Origin of the sequence: Pandoraea sp. 64-18, assembly GCF_001899225.1 — a bacterium.
In the GTDB taxonomy this organism is placed as follows: Bacteria; Pseudomonadota; Gammaproteobacteria; order Burkholderiales; family Burkholderiaceae; genus Pandoraea; species Pandoraea cepalis.
On the sequence record NZ_MKVU01000008.1, the window covers coordinates 98792 to 119541 of the forward strand.

The window sequence follows — 20750 nt, forward strand, 5'->3', positions numbered from 1 at the left end:
ACTCCCTGCTGTCCAAGCAGGTTGGCTAGCAAAAGGCCAACAGGCCCCGCACCGATGATGAGAACGTCCGCGGTTTTGCTCATGAGCGATTCCTTGTAGATAGCGCGGTCTTGAGTTCGTTGATGTTGTCGCCGAGCGCGCGATTCAACAGAACGAGGTCAATACCGAATGCGACATAGTCAACCAGTCCATCGGCCAACAACGCCGCGGTGTATGCAGATTTGCCTGAATAGATGCCGAGGGTCACGCCATGGGCCCGGGTGAGTTTGCGCAAGTGGACGATCGCGTCGCGAACAGGCCCGTCGTCCCAGTCACCACGCCCCGGCAGGCCATAGGAAACGGCAAGATCTGCAGGACCGATGTAGATCGAGTCCAGCCCCGGAGTGGAGATGATTTCCTCCGCGCGTTCGACGCCGATCCGGGTCTCGATCTGCGCAATGGTCGAGACGGCGAGGTTGCCTGCTTCGGCATACGAATCACCGATGTAGAGCCCTGGCCTCGACGGTCCCATGCTGCGATTACCAACGGGTAGATATTTGGTCGCAGCCACCAAGGCCTGTGCCTGCTCGCGCGACTCGATCGTGGGAGCAACGATGCCGCGCGCGCCGCTGTCAAGCAGGCGCAGGATCTGGCCGGGGTCAGTCGAGCCGACACGTGCCCAAGCGTAAGCGTTGTGGCGAGGAATCGAGCGCAGGATGCCACACGCGGCGTCGACACCGAGTTCGCCATGCTGAAGATCGAGGATGATGCCGTGGTAGCCGGCAACCTCAACCCATTCCGGAATGGAGAACGAAGGCAACGTCTGATGCACCAATATCTTGGGCCCGCTCACGAGATCTGCTGCTTTCATGACTTGCTCTCACTTTCTGTGAGCCGCGCCGCATGCGCAGCAGCAGCGTTGCCTCCGAAGACTGGCACGATCTCGCGGCGGGCGAATCGCCACTGACCATCGACCTTGCGATACCGCTCACGGAACTCACCCACAGAAGCGGGCTGTGTCTGCGGCTCGTTGGTGTCGCGGAACGTCAGATACTGCACGGTGCCGGCCACTTCATCGCCGTCCCAGACCAACCGGACTCCACCAATGAAATGGCGGCTGACGATGTCGGCTTGCTTCACCCGTTTGGCACCCCAAGTCTTGCTCTGCTCGCGATTCATCGTGCCCAAGGGCCCGACTGAGACACCGTCTTCGGTATAGAGCTCCCACGTGGTATCGGCCTGGTTGTGATCCAGGCGGTAAAGCATCTCGGAAATGAGCTGCTCAATCTCGACGCGGGTGACTGCATCAACGGGGAAATAGTTACTCATGGTGTAGCTCTCTCTCGAAACTCATGCCTTGGAATCGACACTCGCGACCACACGGCCGAGACCTGTAATGGTGGCAACACACTCGACATCCACCGGCCAAGGCTCGATGTAGCCGATCGAACCCGAGAGCAGCACCTCGCCAGCTCGCAACGGCTGCCCTGTGCGGATGGCTGTGTCGGCCAGCCAGAGCACGGCGTTGATCGGGTCGCCAAGTACATTGCTTCCGACGCCGCGAGTAATCTCCTTGCCGCCCCCGGTAATCACCATTTCGACCGCTTTGAGATCTACCGAGCCATAGGGATGCTTTTCCTCGCCGACCACGATGCCACTGCATCCGGCGTTGTCGGCGATGGTGTCCACAATCTGCCCCACGCTGCCGTCGTAGCGGAAATCAACGACCTCGAAGGCGGGTGTCACGTAGTCAATGGCCGCCGCCACTCGCTCGAGCGTGGCATCGAAAATATCGCTCTTGAGCACAAATGCGACTTCGGCTTCGATTAGCAATCGGTTGTAGCGCGACTTGGGCAACACCACACCCGACTGAAAAACCATGTCGTCGTGGATAACTCCGTAATCAGGTTCACTAATGCCGACGCGCTTTTGCACGTTCGGATTGGTCAGTCCCACTTTTCGACCTACCCTGCGCACGCCTAGATTCCGTTCGCGCAGTGCGGCGAACTCAGCCGAGATTGCATAGGCCGCATCAAGGTCGCGCTCAGGCAGTCGCGGGCTGACGTAAGGAACGGTATAGACACCAACGCGGGCGTCGTAGAGCTCACGAGCGATGCCAGGGATAGTTTCAGAGAGGATCGTCATAGGGGTCATGTTCTGGCTAGCTCTGGCGGTGCTGTTTGTCGAGGAAGGAGATAGCCGCCGCATTGAACACCTCCGCACCTTCCCACTGGGGCCAGTGCGCAGCGCCCTCAACAAGCAGAAACTCGCCTTGAGGAATAAGCGCAGCCAAGCGCCGGCCTTCTGAAGCGTCGCCCGTAGGTTCATGGTCTGTCCAGACAAAGAGCGCTGGCACGGGGATGGCCGCGAAATCCTGATCTGTGACACGGTTGCGCCAACGCTGGTCCGGCTGACGCAACACCGAGATATGAGCCATGTTTGCCCCGCTCGGATCTCGGCTGTATATAGCTTGGCGAACGCGCACTAACTCGTCCGTTATCTTCTGTGGGTCGTGGATCACGACCTGAAGGCGCTTTTTGACGTTCTCGAACGTCGGCTCGGTGACCGCTTGCTTGCTCACTGATTGAGCCTTGTCTACCTTCTGCTCGCCAACCACGCGGCCGCCGGGCGCACTCAGAATCACGCTCAGCAAACGATTAGAGTGGTGAGCAGCAAACTTGACCGCGATCCATCCCCCGAGTGACTCCCCGGCAAGATGGACACGCTCGAGATTGAGCACATTCAGCAGCCCTAGCAAGTGCGACCCGTACTCGGGGATTTCCAAGTCGTGATCGGTCAGGGTTGTGTACCCATGACCTGGATAGTCGTAACCGATGACACGGTAGCCGGCCTGAACCAGCGCACGCACGTTCTGCGTCCAGGCCTCGATGTGGCCACTGGTGCCATTGGCAAGCACTACGACCCTGTCACCTTCGCCGAGGTCGAGCACACGCGTGCGCCACGGCCCGACGTCAACGTAATGCAGACGATGCGGAAGATCCGACACTGCTTCCCAGAAGGTCATAAGACGGTTCATGCTGCACATCCCGCCTGAACGGCAAAACCGGCGCCCCAGCGCTTGACGGCCCAATACCGGTCGACAGGCAGCTTGTATTTACCAGCAGTTGAGAGCGCGGCATAAGCCGCTATCCAGCTGCGCATCTCATGTGCAGCTGAGCCACCATCAATGACGAACTGGTCGTTGTCCCACGTATCAACCGGTGACAAATCACCCGATCGGAAGGTGTCAAGCAGCAAGGTATCCCAAGCCTCGTTCAGCGGGGCACTCGAACCCTTGCCATCCGCGATCCTCTGAATCGCATCCACTATGGCCTGTTCACGTGCGCGGCGCTCTTCGCGCGTGGGGGCATACGAAACCAAACGTGCTTTCAGTTCGGGAGGAGCCCCCTCCCAACGCGGAATTGGCGGGGAATGCGAAATGCCCCCCGAGGCGATGAAGAGCACTCGCTTTCCAAGCTGCAGCGCAGCTTTGCCAAACGCCTCACCCATCTCGCGCACACGCCTCATCGGTGTCAATGGAAAGGCAATTGCGTTGACGAACACCGGGACGATGGGCCGCGTATGACGCTTGCCAAGCAAGAAGTCCACGGGCTGCATGACGCCATGATCAACCATCATTCGCTCCGATCGCGCGATGTCTATGCCCTGATCCAGCACTGCGGCATGCAGCTGCCGCGCGGTCTCGCCATCAACATTGATGAAGCCCTCGGTCGTGCCGTAGTCGCCGACCCCCTCAGCCTGCGCACCGATCACCCACGGCGTGATGCACGAATACAGCTGGCCATTGAAGTGATCGGGCCCGAAAACGACGACGACCTCGGGGGCGAAACGCTCAATGAAGGCGCGAACCTCCTGGATGCCGGCCATGATTTCGGCAAGCGTGGTACCGCCTGGATCGACGTTACCGAAAGACGGCGCATGGGATAGCGCTGCGACAGCGAGTGACATGTGTATTCCTTTTCGAGGCGACCTGAAGGGCAGCCCTCTTGTTAGTAGGCTTGCTGACTGCGGTCGGCCTGCGTGCCACCAGATCTCGCAGCCAAGGCTGCGCGCTCACGTGATGCCGAGCACTTAAGTCCAACGTGCAGTACCAAAAGGCCGACGGCGGCGATCAACATCGGAAGTGAAAACAGTGTGAAGGCCGTACCCATGTCCATGCCACCATCGAAGCACATACCGCCAAGGATGGGCGCCGCGATGCCGCCAAAGCGACCCATGCCGATGACCACCCCGTAGCCCGTTGAGCGGGCCAACGTTGGATACAGGAGCGGAACGATCCCGTAAAAACCCGCCGTTCCGGCACAGACGAAGAACGACGCGATGAACACCGTCCACATCGCACCGGGCATCGCCGGGCCGGCGATGCCGAAGTACGACATGGCCGCCGCGGCCATCACCAGGAAAATGGGCGTCAGGATGCGCAAGTTGATGCGGTTGCCGATGAAGCCGAAGACGAGGCTCCCGGCGATGCCACCCAAGCTGAATGCAACAACGAGCTGGGGAGCCAGCAACGGCTTGTGGTTCATACTGGCCACCGTGGTGGGCGCCCAGGTGGTCAGGAAGTAGAAGCTCACCATGTAGGCAACGTAGGACAAGATCATCAGCACCGTCTGCCAGAGCAACGGGGCGCTGGCAATGGTGCGCAATGCCCCAGTCACCTTGACATCGGGATTCGAAGACTCCGGCAACGCGGTCAACGTGGGCTGCCCCATCTTCGCGAGGATCCTGTTCAGTTGCAGCAGCGAGTCGCGACGACGCCCCTCGGCCAACCAGGCGAGCGACTCCGGCAGCAAAAAGTAGGTCCCGATCGCGGCAATCACGCTGAGGACAAACCCGACCCACCAGCCGAATTGCCACCCGTGGGTGGCCAGCATCGGCCCGACAAGCATGGCACCGAGCAATCCGCCGATATTGATCGCGGCCGCGTAGATCGCCATCACCAATGGATAGACGCGCTTGGCGGTGTATTCAGACAGGATCACGCCGACCACGGCGACAAGGGCACCAATGCCGACGCCGGTGATGATGCGGCTGATGACCAACAGCATGGTTCCACGTTCGGCTGAAGCGAACGGACCAATCAACATCCCGATCCCGATCACGCACGTCGCGAGCACCCCCGTCAGGCGGCGCCCCATTCGGTCGGCAATGGGTGCGACGACGATCGAGCCGACCAACATCCCGATGAGGGCGCCCGACAGCACCATCCCCAACTGCGTCTTCGAAACGCCAAAGCCCCGCTCAATGAACGGCGCGGCGAATGCCGCCAGTGTCAAGTCGTAACCATCGAGCACGACGAGCACGATCGACACGAAGACGACGCGCAGCTGTAAGCCGGTCATGGGCGAATCTGCGATGTGATCGGAAATTTTCATAAAACGCTGTCTCTTTTGTATAATTGATTTTGTAATTTTATCTCAGCAATTGAGAAAAAAGTCAATTTCTGCATTGGGGCATTCCCGGAGCCGCAGTTAACACCACACACTCGAAGGAGTCAGCGCATGACCAAGATTGGAGATAGCCCGCGAGGCACGGAAAAGCAAAAGGTCGGCATTGTTGTCGCCGGAGGTTCCGGCATTGGCGCAGCCTGCGTGCGTGAGCTTGCGGCCTGCGGCTGGCGTGTCGTGGCCTTGTCTCCGTCCGGCCGCGGTCGCATGCTCGCCGAGTCACTAGGCGGTGCCGGCGTTGATGGCTCCAACACCAACATCGCGGACCTGCGCGCGACGGTTGATCTCGCAATCGAAAAGTTCGGTCGCATTGACGCGGTGATCAACAACAGTGGCCACGCCGCACGCGGGACGCTGCTCGACATCAGCGATGACGACTGGCTGCACGGTGTGGATTTGTACTTGTTGAGCGTAGTTCGCATGGCTCGCATCGCTACCCCGCACCTTCTTGCGTCGGGCGGTGGCGCGATCGTCAACATCTCTACAGCCGGGGCTTTCGAACCCAACCGGATGTTCTCTATCTCGACAACGCTGCGCGCCGCGCTGGGTTCGTTCACCAAGCTCTATGCCGATGAGTACGGGCCGCAAGGCATCCGCATGAACAACGTGCTCCCCGGATTTACAAAGGACGATCCCGCTGCAGTGCCGCCCGAATGGACCAGCAAGATCCCCTTGCGCCGCGCGCAAAGTACCGCCGAATTGGCCCGGGTCGTACGCTTTCTCGCGAGTGACGAGTCCGCGTACATCACCGGGCAGAACGTGCGCGCCGACGGCGGGGAAACCCGCTCGGTCTGACGCAACACCGATCATTGGGTCGTCCAGACTGCTACGCTACGGGTCACGCCCGCTTCAACACTTGCGCAGGTTGCGCTGCGCAATGTTGCTCAAGTGTTTGTGGCGCCCTTGCCGCCGGCGCTCATGCACAGATCGGGGAATCTGCGCCGCGTGCCTGTAGCAATTGCTCCAGCTCGCGGTCTGTCGCGGCGCCCCCCGCGACATAGCGGTCGGGGCGTACCAACGCGGCAACGATGCCCGACGCCTCCATCCAATTCGTCAGCGAAGGCTCGGTGACCGCGACGATGGGCATACGGTCCTTGATCAGGGCCTTCGCCGCACCTAGCGCGACGGGCGATACAAACAACGAATAGGCGTAGCCCGTGTCATCGTCCGTGCGCGATCCGTCGGCGCGAACCGCCTGCGGGATCATGCGTCCGCCAAGGGCGCCTCCCACATGAGCGCCAGGGCCGAGCGACGGTTGCGGAGTCGAAAACAATTCAGGCTGTGCAAACTCCTTGTCGCGCCGCCGCACGACATCCGGGTCGGTAGTTTGGATGATGTGTCCCAGGCGCACCGCCGTTGAGACGAACTCACGCACATGCGGCTCGCGCTCGGATTCATAAGTGTTCAACAAGTCTTCACCTGCCTCGCCGCGAATCACTGCCGCCAACTTCCATGCGAGGTTGGAAGCATCGCGGATACCCGCACACATGCCTTGCCCCATGAACGGCGGAGTCAAATGCGCAGCATCGCCCGCCAGCAGCAAGCGGCCTTTTCGCCACCCGCGCGCGACAACAGCGCGAAAGGTATAGAGCGCGGGGCGCTCCAGCGTGGCCTCTTGTGGCGTGACCCATCGCGACAGCAGTTTCCAGATGGATTCCGGCTGCGTAATGATTGTTGGATCGTCGCCCGGCACCAACATCAGCTCCCAGCGCCGGCGCATGCCCACGCCGCGTACGTAAGTTCCCGGGCGCGACGGATCGCAATACTGGATGCTGTAGTCGCCTAAATCGGGGCGCTCATGATTCAGAACGATGTCCACCACGATCCATTGTTCGTGCTGCTGCAAATCGTCCATGCGCGCTCCGGTAAGTCCACGCATGATGGATCGCGCTCCATCGCAACCGACGACGTAGCGAGCTTTCTCTTGCAGCGCTTTGCCGGTGGAAAGATCCTTAATGCGTAGATCAACGCCGTCTGACGCAACCGTGCAGTCGAGCATCTCGTGCTTCACGCGAATGTCCGCACCGGCGTGCTCGGCCAGTTTTTGCCGCAGCGTTTGTTCCAGCCACGGCTGGTGACAACGGTAGCTGGCATACCAGCCCATGGGCCCGACTTCCAAATCGCGCGACCAATCAATCAGCAGCCGCCCGTCGGAGTCAATGAACTTCATGCCCGGCGATGGACGCACCTGGGATTTCAAGGCATCGGCAACGCCGATGCTCTGGAACACACGCATGCACTCACCATCGAAATGCACTGCACGCGGCAGGGGATAGATGCCCGCCTCGCGGTCGATCGCCAGCACCCGAAGGCCTTGCTGTGCGAGCAGGGTTGCCAGCGTTACCCCCGTGGGGCCGAGACCGATGATCGCAACGTCGTGCATAAATTCTTTTTTCGATAGAGCGTTGCTCTGGTTTGCCTGATGGCGATGTCCCGGATCGCCTCGTCCTATTTTGGAAGCCATTGCGTTGATTTAGGCTCCCGCAGATCAGGTCTGCGCGACCTTGGGACAGCTAGTTCTGAGCGCTGTTCAGGATAGGAAGCCATGCGATGGGCACGCAGCCCACCATGCATCGGTATAGGGTCTTCATGCCGGTCTGTGAATGACCGTGAACATGAAAGAAGCCAAGGCTGATGCGCGATTCGTACGGAGCCGGATCACTGCTCGTCAGCAATCGGATTGCGCAGCACGCCGATGCGCTCCACCTCAATCTCCACCACGTCGCCCGCCTTCATCCAGACTGGTGGGTGGCGTCGTGCACCGACGCCACCCGGCGTACCTGTAACGATGACGTCGCCCGCTTCAAGCGGCGCAATGGTGGACACGTAAGCAATCTGCTTGGCAATGCTATGAATCATCATGTCGGTGGTGGTGTTCTGCATCTCTTGTCCATTGAGGCGCGTCACCATCTTCAGGCGCGTGTCAAACGGAATTTCGTCTGCGGTCACCATCCAGGGGCCAAATCCGCCGGTGCGCCAAAAGTTCTTGCCCGGAATCCACTGCGAGGTATGGCGCTGCCAGTCGCGCACGCTGCCATCGTTGTAGCAGGCATAACCCGCGATGTGCTGGGCCGCCTCTGCTGGGGCGATGCGACGCCCGCCCCTGCCGATGACAACGGCGATTTCCGCCTCAAAGTCGAGCTGCGTCGATTCCCTGGGCCGCACGATGGCCTGCTCATGACCGACTTGTGAACTTGCCACGCGCAAGAAGAAGGTCGGCTCTTCAGTGACTTCGCGATTGGTTTCCTGAACGTGCGCGTGGTAGTTCAAACCGCAGCACCAGATCTTGCCGGGGTCGGGAATCACCGGCAGCAGCGTCACGTCCGACATCTGAAAATCTGCCTGGCGCCCCGATACCAGCTCGGCAGCCTCACCCACGGCATCTGCAGCCAGCAAATCCTTCAGGCTGGCATACCGCCCGTTGAACGCCTGACCCAAGTCCACGATGCCTGCATCGATCACCGCACCAAAACCTGCACGGCCTTGCCATTCGAAGCTCACCAGTTTCATTTAATGCCCTTTAATTAAAGTTAATATATCTCATTATTCGAGATTTATATTTTATCGTCAAGCCATGCAGAATTCGAATGCAAGCCTGAACCACCCCTAGGCGAGCTGGCGAAGCACTTCGTTTCGGTCGGCGCGTGGTGCGTGACAGGCGCTGTAAGTTGATCCCACGAGAGTCGCAAGACAAGATCTCAGAAGATGCACAGATCGCCATCAGTACGGTCACCATTGCCGATGGCCATGGCGAGCGCGAGGCACCCAACGACGACACGCGCCGCACACGCTGGTACGGACAAGCGCCGTGACGCCAGAGCGTTCATCAACGCGCGCCTATGCACGGGGCGTGATTGCGCAGGCAACGCCGAACAACTAGGGCCGCCGCTCGATCAAGTGCCTGTAGACGACTCGTGTTGAAAAGTAGCTCGGCAGCCTGTTGGATGGCGCGACTTCATGCGAGCAATTTGCGATCAAGAAAGGCGCCTATTCTTTCCAGCACCTGATCGCTGGCCGGCAGGATGCCTGTCATAGTGAAAAATCCGTGCATCTGGCCTGCCATTTCATGCTGTTCCACTTCCACGCCAGCATCAGCCATCCCGGCGGCGTAGGCCTGTCCTTCATCACGCAGGATGTCGTGCTGCCCTGTCACCACGAATGCCGCAGGCAAGCCCGACAAGTCCTTGGCACGCAGCGGAGATGCATCGGGATGCATGCGTGCAGATGAATCGGCCACATATTGGTCCCAGAACCAGGCCATGGATGGCGTTGAGAGGAAGGTCTGGTTCTCCGGTTCGTGATAGGAGGCGCGCGTGAAATCTGCATCGGTCACGGGATACACCAGCACTTGCGCCGCCAGCTTTGGGCTGTTTCGCTCCCGCGACCACCGAGCGACGACAGCCGCCAGATTGGCGCCAGCGCTGTCCCCAGCGACGACCAGCGGGACGTCGTCTCCTGCGATCTCCACTTTGTGCTGATTCGCCCATAGCAGAGCGTCCCACGTGTCTTGCAGCGGGATTGGAAAACGATGTTCCGGCGCAAGGCGGTAGCCCACCAGCAATACCGCCGCGCCCGTGCATGCAGCAAGCTTCCGCCCGATGGCCTCGAATTCGGACAGTTCGCCCAACACCCAGCCGCCGCCATGCACGTACATCAACACACCTCGCGGTCGCACCGTAGGCACCAGCAGTCGAGCCGGGATTGAGGAGCCATCTCGTACCGGAATCGCGACTTCCTCACTGCGCGCCATCGCTGGCCCTGGGTCACGCTGAAGCACTCTGCGTCCGGCGGCTGCCCGCGCTTGCACGGCATCGAGTTTCCATAGTGGAGTCGCATTCGCCCCTGCCGCTGCGGCCCAGGACTGCAAAAGGGCCTGCGAGACACTATCCAAAGCCATAGTTTTCTACGCTCCGAAGGCCTGTTAGCTCAATGCGAGATGAAGTCGCTGTCAAAGTCGACGTCATGGGTAAGTTGCCAGTACTCGCGGTGACTGAACGGCCACACCTGAGAAACCCGACCAAAGCGATTCTTGTACCAGGAGCGAATCTGCGGCCGGCCCCAAGCGCGTCGCTGATTCTCGGCGTCGACTCGCTCGACAAAGGCATCAAGAACCTCTGGCTTTACTTCAATGCCTTTGATGCCTCGGCGCAGAACTTGATGGATCGCTTCGACAGCGAACTCGGCTGCACACTCCATCATGAAGTGCTGGCTGCCGTGCACAACGTAATTCGTGTTCGGGCCCAACACCATGAAGAAATTGGGGAAGTCAGGCACGGCAATGCCCCCCCACGCCTTCGCGTTGCCCTGCCATTGCTCCTTGATCGTTCGCCCTGAAGCACCGTGAATCTTCATCGGATCGAGAAACTCGGCAGCGGTGAATCCTGTTGCATAGACGACGACATCAACCGGATGCTCGACGCCATCTTCAGTCACCAGGCCAGTTTCCGTGAAGCGCGCAATGGGACTGGTGACAAGCGCGGCATTTGGCCGCTGCAACGCGGCGGCCCACACGCCGTTGTCGCGCAGCATTCGCTTGCCCCCGGGCGGGTATGTCGGCACGATCTTGTCGATGAGTTCGGGGCGGCTTTTCCACTGTTCGCGAATGATCTCGGTCAGCGTTTCGCGCACCTCCAGGTTCTTTGCCGATACCGAATCCTCTCGAGTCCAACCAGGGTCGGTGACGACGGTATGCACACGTCCGGTCGCTGACTGGAAGAAGCCTGAAAGCCGGAACCATTGACCGTAGCATGGAACATGCTCAGCCAACCACTGCAGCGCCCTCGGAGTGTCAGCGTAGTAGTTCGGCGCAGGAACCATCCACGGACCAGAGCGCTGGAACACAGTAAGGTGCTCAGCCTTATCAACGATGTTAGGGACGATCTGGTACGCACTTGCTCCAGTACCGACGACTGCGATGCGCTTTCCGTGAAGATCAACATCGTGGTTCCAGCGAGCGGAGTGCATACACACGCCCTTGAAATCGCTCTGACCTTCGATCTCAGGGATATTGGGTCGCTCGAGCTGGCCCACCGCCGAAATCACGGCATTGAAACGATGGTGCACCGGCTCGTCACTGCCGGTGCGAGTCATCACATCCCAATTGCCGGAAGCCTCGTCCCAGTTGAGCGAGAGGACCTCGACTCCGAAATGGATATGCTCGCGAAGCCCGGCACGCGCCACGATCTCGCGAGCGTAGTCTTCAATTTCACCACCGGTCGCGTACGCATGCGGCCAGTCCGTGCGCTGAGCAAATGAAAAGCTGTACCCGAACGTCGGTGTGTCGAGCCGCACGCCCGGGTAGGTGTTCGCCCACCACACGCCGCCAACGTCGGGGTTCTTCTCGAAGGCCGTGAAGGGCACGCCTGCCTGCTTGAGCCGATACATGGCGGCAATGCCCGACATGCCGGTGCCAATGACCGCGACAGCGAACTGGCGATCACCCGCCACATTCTCGAATTTCCAACCAGGCGCGCCGAGCTTTTTCGGGGCGAGATCCATCTCGTGGGTGAGGAGCTCAGCATCGGCCTCTCCGGCACCGTTCGTGAGGAAATCGATCAGGATGCGTGTCTCGGCATCCTCAAGAGGACGTGGCCGAGTCAAGCTTTCGTCGCGCACGCGCTTGAGTGCAGCCAGGGCCAGTGCGCGGGCTTCGATTTGCGCGGCTTCGCTCATGCCTCCATGGGCAGGCCCAACCGTATCAACAAGAGGAAACGGCGCGCGCAGGTCCGGACGGAGCATCGACAAGTCTCCGGTGACGGCGGAAAGCGCAGTGAGAAGCGTGGGCAGGTCGGCTTCCGCCACGATGTCGGCGAGAAAGGCATCGTCCTCGTCGATCTGCGCGTATTCCTCGCGCCAAAAGACGTCGTCAACACCCGGAGTTTCAATGGCAGTAGTGGTTAGAGGCATAGCAGAAAGGTTTTCATTGCTGGACAGGAGGCACAGGCGCACGCCTCTTTCTCGTTGCTGTCCCGATTGACTTCGCAAACACTGGCGAGTGGCCGCGGAAGGCCGCGTCGCCGAATGGGTCAGCAAGGCGACTTGCGACCGTGAGATCTGGTTGATTACGGCCGATCTCTCACAGCGCATGCGTAACGGGAGCGTCTCGCTGATGCGCACGGAGAACAGGCACAGGGCGCTGGAGCGAGGATCGCCATCACGGCGATCCAAAGAACTGTGCCAGCCCGACCGCCAGACCAGACGGGCGCCCCTTAGGAAGGAATAGCCCGGGGAACACAACTGCAAAGGCTTTCGGGTACGGCCGGCATCCGTAGCCGTCGATCGCGCTCGCAATGCTGAAATGGCACTGCGCACATGTTGCGCCACTCGAAGCTCGCCTGATTCATCGAATCCCCCCTTATAAGTTGCAAAATCTCATAAATCGAGATTTAAGCTGATACCATGGATCACTGTCAATCCACGGAGAAACCCTATGTCACTGGAAACCCCGAATCAGCCCGGCTTCAAGTTCAGCCACTTTGGCATGTTCGTGACCGACATTGCGAAGGTCACAGACTTCTACACCCGCCTACTTGATTTCACCGTGACGGACCGAGGCCAGTTGCCCGGGCCGAACGGAGTGATGGACCTCGTGTTTCTGAGTCGAGACCCGGATGAGCACCACCAGATCGTGCTTCTGACGGGGCGCCCCAACGATATGCCCTTCAATCCCATCAACCAGATTTCGCTCAAAACAGACAGCTTGGATACGCTGTGCGAGATGCACGAGACTCTGCTGGCCGAGAAGCTGCCCAATATCACGCCGGTGACACACGGCAATGCACTTTCCATCTATGTTCCCGACCCAGAGGGCAATCGGCTGGAGCTCTATTTCGATTTGCCTTGGTACGTTTCACAACCCATGCGCGTGGCGATCGATCTAAAGGATCGAAGCACGCTGATGCAGCGCCTGGAATCGCATGCGTGCACGCTGCCGGGTTTCAGACCGCGGTCGGTTTGGCGTGCGGAGATGGCGCAGCGCATGGGTGTGAAATGAGAACTCAGTCGGCCTATCAAGCGCCATTCATCGCGAATAGTGTTCGCTGGTCTCGCAATCACGGCGGGGCGACGCACCAGCCGCCACCTAGTCATACAGCAGTCCGCCAGGCCTTGATGGACAAGGGATGGCGGGCGATGTCAGGCCGGCTTTGGGGGTTATAAACGGAAGCCAATCGGCGTTTACTCTTGCCTATTGTGGCGGCACCAGATCGCGAGAGAATCGGATAGCTGGGCATATAGGGAGTTGGAAGGCGTGGATCTTGGCGACGCGAGGCGCAACGAACGCGCAAAGACACTGCTGATGCGGTTTGCAGAGAAGCCGACGGCGGGCATTCCTTGCGCACAAGGCCGAAGGCGAGCCTGGTGCCAACACGATCTGGGAGGGCTTGCAGCGCGTTATCATACCCGCCGAAACGCTACGTGCGCTTCGGGGTGAGGCCGCATGAACCGAGATGTGTATAACGAGGCGGCCACAGGCCGCTATCATGTTCACTTTGAACTTCAATACCTAAATCTAATATGAGCAGCCCCGGCCGGGTTCTTGCCATTCTCGATCTATTCACCGAGGAAAATCCGATCTGGCAACCGGACAAAATCAACGATGTTTTGGGCTATTCCCGCCCCACGGGTTACCGCTATGTGAAGGAATTGGTCGAGGCGGGGTTATTGCAAAAAGTCGCGGCGGGGCGCTACTCTCTCGGCGGGCGCATCATCGCGCTGGACTATCAGTTGCGACAAACCGACCCGGTGTTGTTCGCGGCCGATCCGGTCATGCGCAAGCTGGCAGCCAGCACCAAGTTTGACGCGGCACTCAGTGTCATGTTTGCCGGGCCGCAGGTCATCGACGTCCATCGCGTCAGCGCGGAAAAAAATCTTCAACTTTCTTATGGGCGCGGGCGGCCCCGCCCCTTATTCCTTGCTGCCGCCCCAAAAGTTCTGCTAGCGCACCTGCCGCGCAGCTCGCTCAAGAAGATTTACGCAACCCACGCCAAGGAGATCGGCCTCAATGGCATGGGAGATACTTGGCGGGAGTTTTTGAGCGTGCTGACGAAAATCCGCAAGGATGGCTTTTATCGTTCGCAAGGCGAGTTGGAATCCGGGCTCGGCGCAGTGGCTGTTCCAATTTTCAATGCCGAAGGTGATTGCGTAGCTGCGCTGGCACTCGTAGGCAGCGTTCAGCGTTTTGATACCAGTTCGAACGCTCGCCTGTTGAGCCGCTTGCAGGAGGCATCCGCCGTCATACGTCTTTCCTTGGGGTAGCGCTCGATTTTTTCCAGCCACCTGAATCAAGCGTCGAAGATTTTGCTCAAGCGATGGAGCGTAGTGGCCTTCCTTCGACCGCTCAGCGCATCCGAGAAGCAAGAGAGTTACTGTGAATGACCTAGCGTTCTCAGCGACCTGAGCGCGCGCATTGTAGAACAACCAAGCTTTTGTAGAACAACCAAGCTTTTGTAGAACAAAAAAAACGGGTCCCATTTCTGGGACCCGCATGGTATTTGGTGCCGGCTGCAGGACTCGAACCCGCCACCTGATGATTACAAATTTCCTTGTGAATCAATAAGTTATTGATATCCAAGGAAAAACAAGCGTATCCAAGAGAACTCCAAAGTTATTTAGATTCAATAAGTTAGCGAGATTTCACGAAATCCAAGAAAACCAACTGACGTACCGTTACCGTACCGCAGAAACCGTTGTACAACGTACTTGCCTCGAGTGCAGCCCCACTTTAGGGCTCCCGCTGCTATCGCATCCGCCCGATAAAATTTCCGCTTTTACCACCTCAACTTGAGGTAGAATAATCGGAAACATGGAAGGAGGCACCGTGCCGAAACCGAAGTTCGAACTCGCATACTCCAACTCGCCTGCGCCGTGCAGCAAGATTGTCGCCGATCCTGATGATGTTCGATCTAGGCTCCAAGAGCTTTCAGCGGACTTAGATCTTGAGCTTCTCCACAACGTTGTTCAAAACGGACTCGGTGCGCGTAATGACGTTACCCGCGCCTCGGCGATCATCGCGGCTGGTGTACAGCAATGGTTGAAGACCGTCGAGACCCTTCGCACCCTGCTCGGGGAGCGCCAATGGCACATCCACGATAAATTGAACTGTCCCTTTGTTAGCTCTGCGGACCATTCCATATCTATCGTTGTGATGACCGGCAACAGCGAAACGGGCAAGCAGGGCTTTGATGATCCGACTAATCAGGCTGAAAAAGGGGTTGTTGTAGAAGGCATTGTCCACTCCAACCGCCAACTGGAGCTTTTCAATCAGGACTCCCTGAAAAAAGCAAAGGAGAAGCGTGACGAGACACAAGTCTGGGCATTCCTATATCACTACGATAAAAAGACGAACGAGGTTCGGTTTGAGCTTTCTTATCCGACCGGATTTGGGAAGAGGAAAATCACGGATTGGGGGGAGCGTATTCTTTTGGGCGCCATCCCGAACGATCCGACCAATTTCGCCATGCCAACAGACGTGCCCAACGCTCCGGCTACGGTTGAAGTTGAACCGAAAACAGGTACTTTTTGATTTCGCATCATGAATGAAGTAAACCCTTCGCAAATAACGTTTGCCCGGGTTAGAAGGCGCCAAACTAAGGCACAGTTGGCCAAGGCATTGGGTGTCACGAGTCGTAGTATTCAAAACTACGAGTCAGGCGCTTCAGCCCCTGACGCCGACACACTGGCGAAACTTGCAAAACTGCTGAACTTCCCACAGCAGTTTTTTTTCATAGAAGAGAAGATGCCCGTCATCGGCGAGCATGCTGCGAGCTTTCGCTCACTCTCGAAGATGTCTGACGCGATGAAGAACTGTGCGCTAAGCGCCGGCTCTATCGCATTCAAGATTAATGACTGGATCGAAGAACGGTTTAACTTACCTCAAGCAGATATACCCGACCTAAGTGATCTTTGCCCGGAGGATGCCGCCGCTACGTTGCGGCGCCACTGGAATTTAGGTAACGCACCGATTCCAAACATGGTTCACCTGTTGGAATCAAAGGGCGTACGTGTCTTCTCTCTGGCTGAGGAGGCCCGCGAGGTCGACGCTTTTTGCACTTGGCACGATGGTAAGCCTTTCATTTTCCTAAATACGATGAAGTCAGCCGAGCGCAGCCGGTTTGATGCAGCACACGAACTAGGGCACCTGGTCCGCGACGTGTACAGCATGCAACACGGCATGCATCATGGCCCAGAAATGGAGCGGCAGGCGAATGAGTTCGCCGCGGCATTTCTCATGCCGAGAGAAAGCGTTGTTAGTAGTCGCCCTCCAGCATTCACTATCAAGTATCTGATGAAGCTCAAGAGCTATTGGGGCGTATCGCTTGCTGCGATTGCTTACCGCTATAGAGCCTTAGACCAACTGACTGAGTGGACATACCGCAACCTCTGCATTGAAATGGGGCGAAATCAGTACAGGACGAACGAACCCGAACCGATGGAACGCGAGCGCTCCCAGTTACTTACGAAGGTGCTTGACCATCTGAAGAGTCATCAAAGAGGCGCCTCGGAAATCGCTCAGAGCCTCTGCATAAACGTTGAGGAGATCAATGCGCTTACGTTCAAACTCACACGTCTTTCAGTCGTCGCTGGTACTGGGACTAGCCCAACAGCCCCCAGTAACTCATTTAAGCAGCAAACGAAGCTTCGCCTAGTCTGACGCGTTCTGCGCGGGTTTTCCGCCGGCGTCTGCGAAGGAGCACCGCGCGCCAAGATCGACCGATAGCGAGGCAGCACACATTTGGTTGACGCTAGCGATGCCCTCCAATGTCGCAAAACTAATTTGGTTGGTGCATCCCGTCTGATAGACGTAGCTTGTCGACGATTACTAGGGGGAAAATGTACGCAGAGTTTGCTAACGCTCCGACATTCGGTCCCAGATGGCAAGCGAAATGAAGGCTGCGTGCATGTGGGCGACCATCACGCCCGAAGTGGAACGCATGCCTCGTCGTGCACATCAAATCGATTTCAAAATGCTAAGAGATAAGCTCATAAAGTGGTTTTCTCGGCCCACTCCAGACCGAGCTACGAACGTGACAGCCGCACTCCCCTTCGCCCTGGCGACTGACATCGGACTGGTCAGAACGGAGAACCAGGATCGGATTGGCGCGTTCAGGGCCTGCCCAGACACAGCCAATGGCGAATCTTTTCTAGTCGTTGCTATATCAGATGGAATGGGAGGAATGCGTGATGGCGGGATATGCGCGAGTTATACGCTAGCGGCCTTTTTCGCCGGCATGGCTAGCGGCGAAATCGCAGATCCATTCGAACGACTGCGTGCAGCTGCGGAACAAGCAAATCTAGCGGTGTTTGATCAGTACGGCGGGGACGGTGGGGCGACGCTCTCCGCCATATGCTGGAAATCTGATGGTGCCGGCGTATCAGTCAACGTCGGCGACAGCCGCATATACGGTGTCCGCGAACAAGGTTCCCCGCCGGTTCAAAGGCTCACAGTTGACGACTCACTGGAAGAAGCCGTAGGTGGACACGGACGTGAGTTGCTGCAATTTGTTGGAATGGGGTCTGGACTCACCGCCCATTTGTCCGAGCTTCCCTATGAAACAAGCAGGGTTTTGATCACTTCGGATGGCATCCATTTCGTAAGTCACGAAGCACTTTGTGATGTTCTATGGAAAGCACCCGATATTTATCGAACCGCGGAGCGGCTTTCTGCGTTCGCACGATGGTGCGGCGGGCCGGACAACGCATCACTGGCAGCGGTCGATTTACGACGGCTTCCGGAGATTTTTCACACAACGACCGATGTAACGCTCACCGTGTGGGACCCATTTGGCTCCGTTGAGTATCAATATTTGCCCCCACTGCAGGGACGTGACAGGCCTCAGAAAAACGATAATTCAGAAACCAAAAAACTTAGGGCAGCCTCTGAAAATTCGGCATCCGAACCAGATACAAGACAGGCGCGACAAAAAAGAACAAGAAAACGCAAGCCCAAAGACCCATCCAAGCAAGACCAAAGCACGGGAAAAGGGCCTCAGCTTGTAATCCAAATTGACGACACAAGTGATTCAACCGCTTCGGAGAAAAAGCAGTGAAACTTCCAGAAAGATACGCGCTGTCCGGGGGCGGCAGCAGTGGCGGGATGGGGGATATTTTTTTCTGTGACGATCTACACTTACAACGCCGAGTAGTTGTGAAGCTACTAAAAGATGGAGAAGATGAAAGAAGGCTGCTTGACGAACAAAGAGCACTAATTCAACTTCGATCAAAGCATGTAGTACAACTATTCGATGTAATTAAAATCGATGATCGAACGAACAAGAAGGCCTTGGTCCTTGAATATATTGATGGTGAGAATCTGCAACTCAACGGGTACGTTCCGGGAGAAGAGTTTTTAAATGTTCTCTGGCAAATCGCGTGTGGCCTCAAGGACATTCACGCTGCGCACGTTATCCATCGCGACATCAAGCCCCAAAATATTAGAATCGATGCGAGCAGAGTCGTTAAGATCCTTGATTTCGGATTGGCCAGGCAAGCCGGCAATGATGCAAATACACGAAATATCATTGGCACGATTGGCTACATGGCGCCGGAGCTGTGGCACGGTTCGACAATTAGCTTTGACTCGGCCATTGATGTTTACGCTTATGGAGTCATGGCGCTCACGCTGCTGGGCCAAGCTCCCCCAGACGAGATCCTCGTCAGGCCCCCACGCCCGATACCGGTTGACGCTCTTGTTGCACTGAGGGGCAGTCTTCCGAATGCAATCGTCGATACTTTGGAACGCTGTTTGAGCTACGTTCCGGCAAATCGTCCTCGAATGGAAGAGGTAGAAGAGCTTTTGAGGCGCCACCTTCTCAAGGACAAACATCGCGCACTTGCAGTCATGGGAGGGAAAACGCATGAGCTGCACGCCGCGTCGAGAAAGATGGCACTCAGCTTCGGCAACGTCGGAACGCTCGAAATCGTCTACGACGGATTTCAGTTTTTGGCGCAAGCGCAAACAGGACTCGTCTCTATAAATAATATGCCAGTTGCGATTGGACGCCCCTTGCCAGACTGTTGCGTAATCACATTTGGCGTCGCTGGATCGAGCAGAGCATTTGTGACCTTTGACGTATCCAACCCGGAGGTGGCATCGTGATCAGCCCAGGAGACAAAATCGGCGGACGATATCAAGTTATTCAGCATGTTGGCCGCGGCGGGATGCAAGAAGTCTACAAAGCACGCGACACTCTCCTAGAAGTCGACGTTGCACTAAAGACGCCGCAAGTGGGTCAACAGACCAGGCGATTCGCACAAAGTGCAATCATTGCGGCGCGAGTAAACCATCACAACGTCGCAAAAACCCTCGACTATTTCGTGGACGATGTGGCTTATTTGGTTGAAGAGTTTGTCGACGGTGAGACGTTAGAGCAGAAGTTAGCTCGCTTCGGAGCTCTTGATCCGCACCTCGGCGCAAGAGTATTGCACCACCTCGCAAAGGGCGTCTCAGCCTCACATCGTGCCGGGGTTGTACATCGCGACCTTAAGCCGAGCAATATTATGGCTTCCGCTGGCCCTAATCTTTATGACTTGAAGATCACAGATTTCGGCATTGCAACACTAACTGAAGAAGTCTTCGACGACGCTGCCAAATCCGGTGATATCACGAGATCAACGTCGGGGACGGTTCGAGGGGCATTGCCATTTATGGCGCCGGAGATGATGTTTCGTAAGCCAGGGGTTGCACTTGGCCCGCACATTGACATCTGGTCGGTTGGCGCGATGATGTACAAGCTCTTGACGGGAGAGTACCCCTTCGGCGTCTATCTCGATGCGGCGGTCAACGTTAAGAACAAAGACCGTAAGCCCTGGCCGCAGTTCATGACCTCAAACGCGCAATTCGTCCCGCTAGCGCGAAGCCTCCAAGAGATCGTTGATCAATGCCTGTCGTACGATCCCGGAGAACGTCCTTCCGCTGAGGAACTCGTACAGAGCTGCCAAGAGTTATGCTATTTGGCCGTCGCGCGAGAAATCGGCACTGTCAACAAGTTCATTCAGAATGGATATAGCGGTTTCATCGATGGCAAAAATGGGCAAGTCTTCTTCAGCAAGGACAGCGTCTACGGCACTGCAAAGCCCGGCATCGAGGATAACCAAACGGTCTGCTATTCGAGCTTTCCGGGGCACCCCCACCCCCGCGCTCATCCGGTAGTCGTGGTGAAGCCGTAGTCACTTAGGCATAAACGAGCACCTTCGTCCGCGTTGAGTTCTTGTTGGCGAACAAATACGCATGATGCGGGTGACCTGACTGCTTTTCTCGTACCACTGGGGTCTAGAGATTTATGGCCCCGGTGCTTGTAACACCTT

Annotated in this window: 21 protein-coding genes and 1 pseudogene; 11 read left to right on the plus strand and 11 right to left on the minus strand. The window is 57.6% G+C overall.

All coding sequences use genetic code 11. The features are described 5' to 3' along the window. From BGP02_RS22335 to BGP02_RS07560, 7 genes are all read right to left on the minus strand, one after another. The coding region (locus BGP02_RS22335) for an FAD-dependent monooxygenase (protein WP_353744097.1) at positions 1–83 on the minus strand (83 nt) is incomplete at its 3' end. Next, entirely contained in the window at positions 80–850 is a 771-nt protein-coding gene (locus BGP02_RS07535) for an HpcH/HpaI aldolase family protein (protein ID WP_286798287.1), read from the minus strand. The genes BGP02_RS22335 and BGP02_RS07535, both read right to left, overlap by 4 nt. After that, positions 847–1308, minus strand: a complete 462-nt coding sequence (locus BGP02_RS07540) for a nuclear transport factor 2 family protein (RefSeq protein ID WP_261939663.1) — start codon at positions 1306–1308, stop codon at positions 847–849. The genes BGP02_RS07535 and BGP02_RS07540 overlap by 4 nt, the downstream gene beginning before the upstream one ends. A 21-nt stretch (positions 1309–1329) precedes the next feature. Further along, on the minus strand, positions 1330–2124 hold the full coding sequence (locus BGP02_RS07545) for a 2-keto-4-pentenoate hydratase (protein ID WP_261939662.1): 795 nt from the start codon (positions 2122–2124) through the stop codon (positions 1330–1332). 16 nt (positions 2125–2140) lie between these two features. Then, entirely contained in the window at positions 2141–3016 is an 876-nt protein-coding gene (locus BGP02_RS07550) for an alpha/beta fold hydrolase (RefSeq protein WP_286798288.1), read from the minus strand. After that, positions 3013–3948 (minus strand): 3-carboxyethylcatechol 2,3-dioxygenase, encoded by a 936-nt coding sequence (locus BGP02_RS07555; RefSeq protein ID WP_017234600.1) that lies wholly within the window; start codon positions 3946–3948, stop codon positions 3013–3015. The genes BGP02_RS07550 and BGP02_RS07555 overlap by 4 nt, the downstream gene beginning before the upstream one ends. 41 nt (positions 3949–3989) lie before the next feature. Continuing rightward, positions 3990–5375 (minus strand): MFS transporter, encoded by a 1386-nt coding sequence (locus BGP02_RS07560; RefSeq protein ID WP_017234599.1) that lies wholly within the window; start codon positions 5373–5375, stop codon positions 3990–3992. 126 nt (positions 5376–5501) lie between these two features. Between BGP02_RS07560 and BGP02_RS07565 the strand changes: the two genes are divergently transcribed. Then, positions 5502–6242 carry an SDR family oxidoreductase gene (locus tag BGP02_RS07565; RefSeq protein ID WP_017234598.1) on the plus strand — a complete coding sequence of 247 codons (741 nt, stop codon included), beginning with the start codon at positions 5502–5504 and terminating at the stop codon, positions 6240–6242. Between the two features lie 121 nt (positions 6243–6363). Here BGP02_RS07565 and mhpA read toward each other — a convergent pair whose 3' ends face one another. Next, positions 6364–7830 carry a bifunctional 3-(3-hydroxy-phenyl)propionate/3-hydroxycinnamic acid hydroxylase MhpA gene (mhpA, locus tag BGP02_RS07570; RefSeq protein ID WP_017234597.1) on the minus strand — a complete coding sequence of 489 codons (1467 nt, stop codon included), beginning with the start codon at positions 7828–7830 and terminating at the stop codon, positions 6364–6366. 275 nt (positions 7831–8105) lie between these two features. Further along, the gene (locus BGP02_RS07575; RefSeq protein WP_286798290.1) at positions 8106–8957 is read right to left on the minus strand and encodes a fumarylacetoacetate hydrolase family protein; all 852 of its coding nucleotides are present in this window, start codon (positions 8955–8957) and stop codon (positions 8106–8108) included. 158 nt (positions 8958–9115) lie between these two features. Here BGP02_RS07575 and BGP02_RS07580 point away from each other — a divergent pair, with 158 nt between their 5' ends. Next, complete coding sequence (locus tag BGP02_RS07580; RefSeq protein ID WP_261939658.1) at positions 9116–9259, plus strand: hypothetical protein; 144 nt, start codon at positions 9116–9118, stop codon at positions 9257–9259. A 143-nt stretch (positions 9260–9402) separates the two neighbouring features. Here the strand turns inward: BGP02_RS07580 and BGP02_RS07585 are convergent, their stop codons facing one another. Both BGP02_RS07585 and BGP02_RS07590 read right to left on the minus strand, forming a co-directional pair. Then, positions 9403–10101, minus strand: coding sequence for an alpha/beta hydrolase (locus BGP02_RS07585; RefSeq protein ID WP_286798291.1), 699 nt, complete (start codon positions 10099–10101; stop codon positions 9403–9405). 272 nt (positions 10102–10373) lie between these two features. Then, positions 10374–12395 carry a flavin-containing monooxygenase gene (locus BGP02_RS07590; protein WP_286798292.1) on the minus strand — a complete coding sequence of 674 codons (2022 nt, stop codon included), beginning with the start codon at positions 12393–12395 and terminating at the stop codon, positions 10374–10376. Between the two features lie 481 nt (positions 12396–12876). On the opposite strand from BGP02_RS07590, the gene BGP02_RS07595 reads away from it, so the two are divergent. From BGP02_RS07595 to BGP02_RS07630, 9 genes and pseudogenes are all read left to right on the plus strand, one after another. Then, entirely contained in the window at positions 12877–13440 is a 564-nt protein-coding gene (locus tag BGP02_RS07595) for a VOC family protein (protein ID WP_286798293.1), read from the plus strand. Positions 13441–13635: 195 nt separating this feature from the next. Further along, positions 13636–13779 (plus strand): annotated as a pseudogene (locus BGP02_RS22405) (IS4/Tn5 family transposase DNA-binding protein); the annotation flags it as partial. Beyond that, positions 13751–13888, plus strand: a complete 138-nt coding sequence (locus BGP02_RS07600) for an IS4 family transposase (RefSeq protein ID WP_369751590.1) — start codon at positions 13751–13753, stop codon at positions 13886–13888. The pseudogene BGP02_RS22405 and the gene BGP02_RS07600, both read left to right, overlap by 29 nt. Before the next feature lie 73 nt (positions 13889–13961). After that, positions 13962–14702, plus strand: coding sequence for an IclR family transcriptional regulator (locus BGP02_RS07605; RefSeq protein ID WP_261939655.1), 741 nt, complete (start codon positions 13962–13964; stop codon positions 14700–14702). Positions 14703–15249: 547 nt separating this feature from the next. Further along, positions 15250–15969 (plus strand): hypothetical protein, encoded by a 720-nt coding sequence (locus BGP02_RS07610; RefSeq protein ID WP_286798294.1) that lies wholly within the window; start codon positions 15250–15252, stop codon positions 15967–15969. 9 nt (positions 15970–15978) lie between these two features. Beyond that, a complete protein-coding gene (locus BGP02_RS07615; protein WP_286798295.1) occupies positions 15979–17097 on the plus strand; it encodes an ImmA/IrrE family metallo-endopeptidase in 1119 nt (372 codons plus the stop codon). A gap of 247 nt (positions 17098–17344) precedes the next feature. Continuing rightward, positions 17345–18493, plus strand: a complete 1149-nt coding sequence (locus BGP02_RS07620; RefSeq protein ID WP_286798296.1) for a PP2C family protein-serine/threonine phosphatase — start codon at positions 17345–17347, stop codon at positions 18491–18493. Further along, complete coding sequence (locus tag BGP02_RS07625) at positions 18490–19542, plus strand: serine/threonine protein kinase (RefSeq protein WP_286798297.1); 1053 nt, start codon at positions 18490–18492, stop codon at positions 19540–19542. The genes BGP02_RS07620 and BGP02_RS07625 overlap by 4 nt, the downstream gene beginning before the upstream one ends. Next, positions 19539–20612 (plus strand): serine/threonine-protein kinase, encoded by a 1074-nt coding sequence (locus BGP02_RS07630; protein WP_286798298.1) that lies wholly within the window; start codon positions 19539–19541, stop codon positions 20610–20612. The genes BGP02_RS07625 and BGP02_RS07630 overlap by 4 nt, the downstream gene beginning before the upstream one ends. The last annotated feature ends 138 nt before the right edge of the window (positions 20613–20750 follow it).